General features: G+C 66.4%; 10 protein-coding genes and 1 pseudogene. 6 read left to right on the plus strand and 5 right to left on the minus strand.

Features of this window, described 5'->3' with window-relative positions; all coding sequences use genetic code 11:
- Positions 1-186 precede the first annotated feature (186 nt).
- Positions 187-468: pseudogene (locus VML93_RS26295) on the minus strand (oxidoreductase); the annotation flags it as partial.
- A 23-nt stretch (positions 469-491) separates the two neighbouring features.
- Here VML93_RS26295 and VML93_RS26300 point away from each other — a divergent pair.
- On the plus strand, positions 492-617 hold the full coding sequence (locus tag VML93_RS26300) for a hypothetical protein (RefSeq protein WP_325615200.1): 126 nt from the start codon (positions 492-494) through the stop codon (positions 615-617).
- Positions 618-1,032: 415 nt separating this feature from the next.
- Here VML93_RS26300 and VML93_RS26305 read toward each other — a convergent pair whose 3' ends face one another.
- Positions 1,033-2,277, minus strand: a complete 1,245-nt coding sequence (locus VML93_RS26305; protein ID WP_325615201.1) for a cytochrome P450 — start codon at positions 2,275-2,277, stop codon at positions 1,033-1,035.
- Between the two features lie 66 nt (positions 2,278-2,343).
- Complete coding sequence (locus VML93_RS26310; RefSeq protein WP_325615208.1) at positions 2,344-4,437, minus strand: FUSC family protein; 2,094 nt, start codon at positions 4,435-4,437, stop codon at positions 2,344-2,346.
- Positions 4,438-4,583: 146 nt separating this feature from the next.
- On the opposite strand from VML93_RS26310, the gene galT reads away from it, so the two are divergent.
- Genes galT through VML93_RS26325 form a run of 3 tightly spaced genes read left to right on the plus strand, consistent with a single transcriptional unit; the run spans position 4,584 to position 7,515 of the window.
- A complete protein-coding gene (gene galT / locus VML93_RS26315; RefSeq protein WP_325615202.1) occupies positions 4,584-5,675 on the plus strand; it encodes a galactose-1-phosphate uridylyltransferase in 1,092 nt (363 codons plus the stop codon).
- Complete coding sequence (locus tag VML93_RS26320; RefSeq protein ID WP_325615203.1) at positions 5,672-6,763, plus strand: galactokinase; 1,092 nt, start codon at positions 5,672-5,674, stop codon at positions 6,761-6,763. Before galT ends, VML93_RS26320 begins: the two co-directional genes overlap by 4 nt.
- Complete coding sequence (locus VML93_RS26325; protein WP_325615204.1) at positions 6,760-7,515, plus strand: Mut7-C RNAse domain-containing protein; 756 nt, start codon at positions 6,760-6,762, stop codon at positions 7,513-7,515. The genes VML93_RS26320 and VML93_RS26325 overlap by 4 nt, the downstream gene beginning before the upstream one ends.
- Positions 7,516-7,597: 82 nt before the next feature.
- Here VML93_RS26325 and VML93_RS26330 read toward each other — a convergent pair whose 3' ends face one another.
- A complete protein-coding gene (locus tag VML93_RS26330) occupies positions 7,598-8,083 on the minus strand; it encodes a hypothetical protein (RefSeq protein ID WP_325615205.1) in 486 nt (161 codons plus the stop codon).
- 495 nt (positions 8,084-8,578) lie between these two features.
- Between VML93_RS26330 and VML93_RS26335 the strand changes: the two genes are divergently transcribed.
- Complete coding sequence (locus tag VML93_RS26335) at positions 8,579-8,896, plus strand: hypothetical protein (protein WP_325615206.1); 318 nt, start codon at positions 8,579-8,581, stop codon at positions 8,894-8,896.
- A 7-nt stretch (positions 8,897-8,903) separates the two neighbouring features.
- Positions 8,904-9,179 (plus strand): 2Fe-2S iron-sulfur cluster-binding protein, encoded by a 276-nt coding sequence (locus tag VML93_RS26340; protein WP_325615207.1) that lies wholly within the window; start codon positions 8,904-8,906, stop codon positions 9,177-9,179.
- Positions 9,180-9,224: 45 nt separating this feature from the next.
- Here VML93_RS26340 and VML93_RS26345 read toward each other — a convergent pair.
- On the minus strand, positions 9,225-9,359 hold a 135-nt coding region (locus tag VML93_RS26345; protein WP_325615209.1), incomplete at its 5' end, for an LpqN/LpqT family lipoprotein.

A 9,359-nucleotide genomic window follows, 5' to 3' on the forward strand; every position in this document is an offset into this window, starting at 1 on the left:
CTGCTTTCGGATCTGTCGCGCGTCCTTGGCCGGCAAAGCGAGCAAACCCTCGACATCGGAACCGCTCAGCCCGGCGACTCGGCCAGAGCCGGCGGCGCGATCACCGACTATGAGCGCCGCTTGCAGGTTCTGTTGGAACACCTCCAAGCGACTTACTCTCCGCTCCTGTAAGCAGCCGGCGGAGACTCAGTTGCTGTGCGGGTCAGCGGCGTTCAGGGCCGCCACTACCTGGTCGTAGTCGCCGCGCGCCTCGCCCTAACGCAGGAACTTGACGCGCTCGACCTGGATCTCATCGGCATCGGGTTGCGTCTCCAGCAGTTGGACGACCTCGTCGACGAACTCGTCGAGCGGCATCGCGAATTCGCTTTCCCGTTGTCCGGGAACAAGATCGGTGGCCACCGACGGCGGCTCCAGCTCCTTGACCTTCACCGTCGTGTCGGCCAGTTGCAGACGCAGCGACTCGGTGAGCCCTGCACTTCCGGACGCTCTCGGTGCCTCCCGAGATCGAGTTGATGTCCTATCACATGATTTGGCATCCCGCCTTCGACGACGACCACCGGCATCAATGGCTGCGCGGCGTGGTGGTCAGTGCGGTGGACGGGTCGGCTATCACCTGAGCCCCCGGGCTTGGTCGTGGATCCGGGGCATCGAGTGTGAGCCCTGGGCTTTGGGTGTGAGCTCAGGGCTTTGCGCGTGAAGGCAGGGCGGGATTCCGTGGGGGCGGTTTCCGCCCAGGCTTCACACCGAAAGCCCAGGCTTCACACCGAAAGCCGAGGTTTCACGCTGAAAGCAAGGCTTCGCACCCATGCCGTTGGGCCGTGAGCCCCACGCGTCACAGTAAGTTCGGATGTGTCTTTCTGCCCGCCTTGTAGCGACAACCTTGAAAGCTCCTTGTGTGTCAGGCAAATTTGTCGCTGATAGGGGGCGCAACGAACCCCCCCTGGCTCTCCGGCGACGGGAGTGACTGGTGGGACCAGCGAAATCGCCCGAAAGTCGTTCGAGGCAGGCAAAAACAGGAGCCCCCAGCCCAGGTCAGCCGATCGTCGCCCTGGGTCCGTAATCGACCTGCCAGTGCTTGATCCCGGTGATGAAGGGGGAGCGCAGCCGCTCGGGATCGCCCAGCGGGGTCAGGGCAGGCATCTCGTCGGCGATCGCGTTGAACATCAGATCGATCGTCATCCGCGCCAGGCTGGCCCCGATACAGTAATGCGCTCCGGTGCCGCCGAACCCGACGTGTGGGTTGGGGCTGCGCAAGATGTTGAAGGTGAGCGGGTCTTCGAAGACCTCTTCGTCGAAGTTGGCCGAGCGGTAGAACATCACCACCCGCTGGCCCTTCTCGATCCGCACCCCGCCGAGCTCGGTGTCCACCACAGCGGTGCGCTGAAACGCGGTGATCGGAGTGGCCCAGCGGATGATCTCATCGGCTGTGGTCTTCGGGCGCTGCGTCTTGAACAGCTCCCACTGATCCGGGTAATCGGTGAAGGCCATCATCCCCTGCGTAATCGAGTTACGCGTCGTCTCGTTGCCCGCGATGGCCAGCGTGACCACGAACATCCCGAACTCGGCGTCCGAAAGGTGGCCGTCCTCGTCGGCGCGGGTCAGCGTCGTCACGATGTCTTCGCCCGGCTCTTTGGCCTTGCGCTCCGCCAATTGCATGGCGTACCACATCATTTCGCCCGCCGAAGTCAGCGCGTCGTGGTCGGCGAACTCCGGATCGTCGCTTCCGATCATCTGGTTGGACCAGTCGAACAGCTTTTCGCGGTCTTCCGCGGGAACCCCGAGCAGCCCGGCAATAGCCTGCAGCGGCAACTCGCAGGCCACCTGCCGGACGAAGTCGCCCGACCCTTCCGCTGCGGCCCGCGTGACGATCCGTCGGGCGCGCTCGCCCAGGTCGGTTCGCAGCCGCTCGACGGCGCGGGGCGTGAAGCCACGCGCGACGATCTTGCGCAGCCGGCTGTGCTCGGGGTCGTCCATCATGATCATCGACGTCCGCCCGGCCTCGATCTGGCCCTGCGCCAAGTCTTCCCGATAGCGCGGCACGATCGACTTCTCCGCCGACGAGAACACGTCGCTGCGCAACGAGACCTCGCGCACGTCGCGGTGCTTGCTCACCACCCAGTAGCCGCCGTCGCCGAAGCCTCCTTTGTCCGGCGGCTGCTCATTCCACCAGATCGGCGCCGTTGCGCGCAGCGCCGCGAACTCCTGAACCGGTAGCCGGTGGGCGTAGATGTCGGGATCGGTGAAGTCGAACCCGGGCGGAAGGTTCGGACAAGTCATAGACCGATGGTAGATCCGCCCACCTCTACCGCAGCGACGTTTTGGCGTGAGAATCGCTGGTTAGCGTCAGGCCGGGCCCAGGCCGAGATGGATGGCGGCGGTGACGACGGCCCGTTCGATCCGGCGCAGCGAGAGCAGGGCGGTGAGCAGCCGGCGCGTATCGGGCCCCGCCTCACCGTCCTGCCGGGTGGCCAGGGATTCGGCGGCGTCCAGGGAATCGCTTGCCGGAACGATGATCACGTCCCGGGCACCGTCCAGCGCCGCGACCAGTGCGTCGATGTTATGGCGGGTTTGTGCCGCGGCGGTGGTGACGGCGTCGGACACTTGTTGGGAACAGGCTGGGTGCTGATACTGCTGGCTGTTGCGAGCCAGGTTTCGGCCGTAGTGGTCGCAGGCGGTGAACAACCGCAGGCCCAGTTGAATGTTGCGCCGCCCGGAGATGCCGGCGACCCCTGCGAGCAACGGCTTGGCTGTGACTCGGAACTGTTGGAAGTCCCGGTCGAGCTGGCGCGCCTGCTCGGTGGGGCTCGCGGTCCCGTCGTCAGCGAACATGGCCGAGATGGAGGTGTCGATCAACGCGGACAGCGTCGTCAAGAACGTGCGGGCGTCTTTGCGGATGGTCGCTCTGGTGTGGGTCGGCAGAACCAGGATCGCGACGGCGATGCCGATGACTGCGCCGATCGCGGTCTCTTCGATCCGCAGCAGCAGGACGCCGAAGTTGAATTGGCCGAGCAGCCCGTACAGCAGCGCCAGCATCGTGGTGATCCAGAAGGTCATCAGGCTGTAGGTGACCTTCATGAAATAGAAGGCGCAGAACAGGCACACGAAGATCATCACGAGCGAAGCGACTTTGTCCCCCGACACGAGCGTGGCGACCAGCATGCCCGCGGGCACGCCCAGCACCGTGCCCAGCAGTCGCTGCCAGCCCTTGGTGAGGGTTTCGCCCCAGGAGTTGGTGCCGGCGAAGACTACGAACGCCGCGATCACCGCCCAGTACCAGCGCGCGGGCGAAACCAGCTCACCGGTGACGATGGCCAGCGACGCGGCGACGGCCACCTGGATGGCTTGCCGTGTCGTCGGCAGCAGTCCGGTGGGCTGTTGCTCGCTGTCTGGGCCGGCGTTGTCGGACGTTGGCGACGCCGGCGGCGACGCGCCGTCGGCGGCGTGTTCGACCAGCGCCCGGACTTCGGAAGTTGCTGTCGCCGCGGCGATTATCGACAGGCCGAGCCGGCGCACCGCGGACTGGTTGGGGTCGCCGGTGATGCTGGCAGGCGGCTGCTTGTCGACGACTCGTTGCGCGCGATGCGCAGCCAGTCGCAGCCCCCGGGGTTGCGGGACCCGGATGGCCCAGGCGAGATCGGTGAGCGCACCGGCCAGTTCGACGCGGGTGTCGTCGGGAATCTCCGACCCGAGGGCCGCGGCGCGGGCACCGGCGATCGCCACCCACTCGACGGCGAGTTCGGCGTCGAACAACCACGGGGCCAGTTGTTCGCCGCTGACCCCGGGCCACAGCGGGGCAGGGTCTGCGTTGTCCTCGAGCTGGCTCTGTACCAGCAACGCGGTGGTGTTGAGCCGGGCGACTCGCGCCCGCATGCGGCGCCGGCGCCGCTCGTCGAGGCGGCCCGACCGCACCGCCTCGGCGGTGGTGTCGACCACGATGGCCATCCGTGCCCGCAGCGAGCGAATCGTGGCTCCCAGCACCCGATTCGGTTGATCCGGCAGCACGTAGGTGCTCATCACGAACGTGCACAAGGTGCCGACCAGCACGGCGACCACCAGCCAGGGCAACTGGGAAATGCCGGCCCGCAGATACAACGTGAAGAAGTAGGCCATGAACGCGACCATCCCCAGCGCCCTGCCGCGGGCCCCGAAGCGCCGGATGTAGACCGCGACGAACACGATCACCACAAAGGCGATGTCGCCGGCCATCATGTGAGGGGCGAGCAGCACAGCGGCGGTGATGGCAAGCGCGGCCGGCACCGGCAGCAGCGCCATCGTGATCCGTTGCTGACGCGGGTCGGGCTCGTTGACGGATCGGGCCGCGATCATCGTGATGACGGCGCCGAGCAGAGCAACGGTCAGCGGCTGCCCGGCCGCCCTGGTCAGCAGGTCCAGCGCCAGCAGCGAGCAGGCCAACGCGGCCGTGGTGCGGACGGCCATCCGCAGCCGCAGCAATCCGGGATCAGAGCCGATCCACCAGTTACGGGCTCTTTCGTAGCGAACAGTGATCTGGCAACCCCCTCGTATGCTGGACACCACATGGTTACCCGAACCGCGTCGCAGCGGCCCAGCTAGTCTTCGACGTCGTGGAAGCGCCGACGCGGGCGAAGCTGGCCGATGGCCGTGACCTGCTGTTCTTCTCGCTGCCCGGGCACTGCCCGGAGCCGGCCGAAGATCGCAGGCTGCTGCCGCGGCGTGACCCCGACCAGTCGCAGTTGCGGTTCGACCGGTCCACCGGACAGTGGGTGATCATCGCGGCGCTGCGCCAAGACCGTACCTACAAGCCACCCGCCGACCAGTGTCCATTGTGTCCGGGTCCGACCGGGCTGACCAGCGAGGTGCCCGCCCCCGACTACGACGTGGTCGTTTTCGAGAACCGGTTCCCGAGCCTGTCCGGTGGCCTGGGTCCGATACCCGCGGCGATTGCGCCTGCCGGTGACGGCTTTGTGTTCGCTCCGGGCCATGGCCGCTGCGAGGTGATCTGCTTTTCCAGCGAGCACACCGGGTCGTTCGCGGATCTGGAACCGGCGCATGCCCGGCTGGTCGTCGAGGCGTGGCGGCACCGCACGGCCGACCTGATGGCCGCGCGGGGTATCGAGCAGGTGTTCTGTTTCGAGAACCGCGGCGAGGAAATCGGGGTGACGCTGACCCACCCGCACGGTCAGATCTACGGCTACCCCCACCTCACACCGCGAACCGCTGAGATGCTGGGCCAGGCGCACGAACATCGAATGCGTCATGGCGGCAACCTCTTTGCCGACATGTTGGCGCGTGAGGTCGCCGACGGTAGTCGCGTTGTGGCGCGCACCGAGCTGTTCACGGCATTCGTACCGTTCGCGGCGCGCTGGCCGGTCGAAGTGCATATCTACCCGAACAGGTTTGTGCACAACTTAATTGATTTGGACGAGGATGAACTCGACGGATTCGCGCAGGTCTACCTCGACGTGCTGCGGCGGTTCGACCGAATGTATTCGTTCCCGCTGCCCTACATTTCGGCGCTGCACCAGTTCGCCGCGACCGACGCCCAGGCCGACGGCTACTTCCACGTCGAGTTGATGTCGATCCGGCGCAGCGCCACCAAGCTCAAGTACTTGGCGGCCTCCGAATCGGCCATGGGCGCATTCATCAGCGACGTCACGCCCGAAAGTGTGGCCCAGCGGCTGCGGGAACTCGGATGACGGTCCGCTACGCTGCTCCGGGGCGCGTCAATCTGATCGGCGAGCACACCGACTACAACCTCGGGTTTGCACTGCCGATTGCGCTGCCGCAGCGCACCGTGGTGACCTTCACCCCGGACCGCAGCGATGCGATCACCGTGGGCAGCGATCGCGCGGACGGCTCGGTGCCCATTCCGCTCGACACCGTTCCCGGTGACGTGCACGGCTGGGCGGCCTACGTAGCCGGGGTGGTGTGGGCACTGCGCCAAGCCGGTCACCCGGTGCCCGGCGGCGCGATGTCGATCACCAGCGACGTGGAGATGGGGTCGGGCCTGTCTTCGTCGGCGGCATTGGAATGTGCGGCGCTGGGTGCGATCGCGTCGGCCGCCGGCGTCACGATCGACGCAAACCAACAGGCGCGGCTCGCCCAGCGTGCCGAGAACGACTATGTCGGCGCCCCAACGGGTTTGCTTGACCAGCTGGCCTCGTTATTCGGTGAGCCGTCGACGGCGCTGCTGATCGATTTTCGCGACCTCACCGTCGAGCCGGTGGCCTTCGACCCGGATGGTTCTGGTGTTGCGCTGCTGCTAATCGACTCCCGCGCACGCCACCGTCACGCCGGCGGTGACTATGCCGCCCGACGCGCTTCGTGCGAGCGGGCGGCCGCTGAACTCGGGGCGTCGTCCCTGCGAGAGGTTCAGGATCGCGGGCCGTCGGTCCTGGCTGCGCTGACCGACCCCGTCGACGCCCGGCGGGCCCGCCATGTGCTGACCGAGAACCGCCGGGTGCTTGATTATGTTGCCGCGCTGCGTGTTTCGGACTACGTCGAAGCCGGGCGCATCCTTTCCGCCTCGCATGCGTCCATGCGCGACGATTTCGAGATCACCACCGGGCACATCGACCTGATCGCCGATACCGCCGTCGGCGCGGGTGCTCTTGGTGCCCGGATGACCGGCGGCGGCTTCGGGGGCTGTGTGATCGCCCTGGTGCCGGCCGACCGCACCGATGCGGTCGGCGCGGCGGTGCGACAGGCAGTGTGTGATAACGGATTTGAGCAGCCGGTGATCACCCGAACCCGGGCGGCCGCGGGCGCGGGCACCCCGCGATGAGCGAACCGGGCGGCTACGTCGAGGTTCGGGCATACGCCGAGCTGAACGACTTCGTCGACCCGCGGTCGCGCGGTCTCACCGTGCGCCGTTCGTTCCGGAGCCATCAGACCGTCAAGGACGTCCTGGAGGCGATGGGCATTCCGCACACCGAGGTCGACCTCATCCTGGTGAACGGCGAACCCGCGGCCTTCGAGCATCGACCCACCGCCGGCGACCGCATCGCGGCCTACCCGATGTTCGAGGCGTTGGACATCGGGTCGACGGCCCGGCTGCGTCCGGCGCCGTTGCGCGATCCGCGCTTCGTCGTCGACGTCAACCTCGGGCGACTGGCGCGGCTGCTTCGCGTGCTCGGCCTCGACGTGTGGTGGTCGAGCGACGCCGACGACCCCACCCTGGCCGAGATCAGCCTGATCCAGCAGCGGATTCTGCTCACCCGCGACCGCGGCCTGCTGAAGCGCAGGGCTATCACCCATGGCCTGTTCGTGCATTCTCAGCACGCCGAACAGCAGACGCTTGAGGTGATCCGGCGATTGGACCTGGGCCAGCGGCTGGCGCCATTCACCAGGTGCCTGCGGTGTAACGGGAAGCTGGCTGCCGTGTCCAAGGACGAGGTGGTTGACCGCCTCGAGCCGTTGACCCGTCGCTACTACCAGGATTTCAGCCGCTGCTCAGGGTGCGGGCGGATCTACTGGGCCGGATCGCATCACGCAAGGCTGGTCGGTCTCGTCGAGCGACTGCGCGCGCAACTTTGACCTACCGGGCCCGCTCCGGCTGGGAGAACGCGGGAACGCTGGTTTGCAATCCGTCAAACATTGCTGCGCGCAATAAACTCCGCTATTGCCCCGGGGTGAACCGGATGGCGATCAGGTGCATCCGGTCGACCGCCTCGGCGAATTCGTCGAGTGTCGGTATTCGCTGATCGCGGAATCTCAATCCGATCATGCGCTGCGCGCGCTTGACGCCATAGGATTCCGCGCACTTGAAGTAGAGGGCGGGTACCTGCACGCGGTCGCGGATGAGTTCGCCGTGCATCACGGTGGTTTTTCCGTCGTAAAGGACCCGGGCCGTCGCGCCGCCGCTGAAGTTCTGCTTCCACGCAGCGCCGGTCAGCGCATACAGATCGTTGTCGATCACATGGGCACTCACTGGAAATGTGAACTGCCGTCCTGACTTTCGCCCGGTGAAGCTCAGCACCATCAGCTGCTTGCCGAAGGGGCCGGCCAGCGGAGTGCGCAGCAGGGCGCCCAGGATCGGGTTGATAGCTTTCATTAGAACCGACGGTGGATGCCCGACGTCTATCGCATACGACTCTTCTGCCATGCCATCACCGTACCTAGTGGCGCCCGGGAGCTTAGCCGCTGATTTGCTCGGCCCCACCACGTCCAACCTGGACCGAGAGCGGAAAGGCATAAGCGGGCTGGGTCGCGTCGGGGCTGTGGTAGAGGCCGATCGTGTGTACACCTGCGGACTTGAACAGTTCGCCTTCCGGATCGGGCCAACGCCAGCTGCACTCCAAGACGCTGAGCCGTCCACCACTGGGCGACCTGGCGACAACGTATCGCCTCGGGTCGTGGTCAGTGCCCGTTCGGGTGTAGACGGCCAGCACCAGCGGCACCGTAATCTACGCGGGCAGCCTTGCCACGTGGAAGCTGGTCATCGGGAAGCCGTCCGCCGTGACTGCCCCTTCTTCGATCACGGCACTGGCTGACGGAGCGAACGCTAGGACATGCACGCGCGCTGACTGTAGCCCGTTGATGCACGCGTCGCACGCCTCAAACGCTCTGGCGGCGCGCTGAGCCTGGTTATGATCTGGCGGTGCCCGACCCGGTGACCGAGCGTCCGGCGATCTGCCTGAACATGATCGTTCGTAACGAGGCCCACATCGTCGGCGAGCTGCTCGGCGTGGTTGCGCCGTTCATCGCCTCGTGGGTGATCGTGGACACCGGTTCCGACGACGGCACCCAGGACGTAATCCGCAGCCGCATGGCTACTTTGGGCATCGCGGGTGAGCTTCACGAACGGCCGTGGCGCAACTTCGGCCAGAACCTGCGGTTGGCGCGGCGCGGGCGCAGCGGGCGGGGGGCAATCCTCCACGGACCGCGACGCAACGAGCCTGCCCGAACTCGACGATGACGCGGATGTGACCCTGTCGACAGTCGTGGTCAGCCAGGGCGCCGTGACCGAACAGACCACAACCGTCAGCGACGAGTCGCTACTGGAGGTGGCGCTGCGCGCCGGGGTCGACGCCCGTTACGCATGTATCAGCGGCGGGTGCGGCACCTGCAAGGCCAAGCTGCTGAGAGGACGGGTGCACACCGAGCGCAACGACGCACCGGGCAACGTCGCCGATGGCTGGATCCTCACCTGCCGGTCCCGGCCGGCCACCGACGTCGTCCACATCGAATACGATCGTTGAAATCCGGTGCCGAACAACAGGATTGACCGCAATCCTGCTGCTGAATCAGACGGTGATCGTCGTTTGCTCGTCGATCGCTTTCATCGCGTCCATTAGCGGCCCCTGGTCCGTGTCGGAGGCGTCGGCGTTGAGCTGCAGCACGAATACCCCGTCCCCGCTGGGAATCACCACGGTCTTCTG

It is taken from the genome of Mycobacterium sp. (assembly GCF_035499775.1).
Taxonomy (GTDB): Bacteria; Actinomycetota; Actinomycetes; order Mycobacteriales; family Mycobacteriaceae; genus Mycobacterium.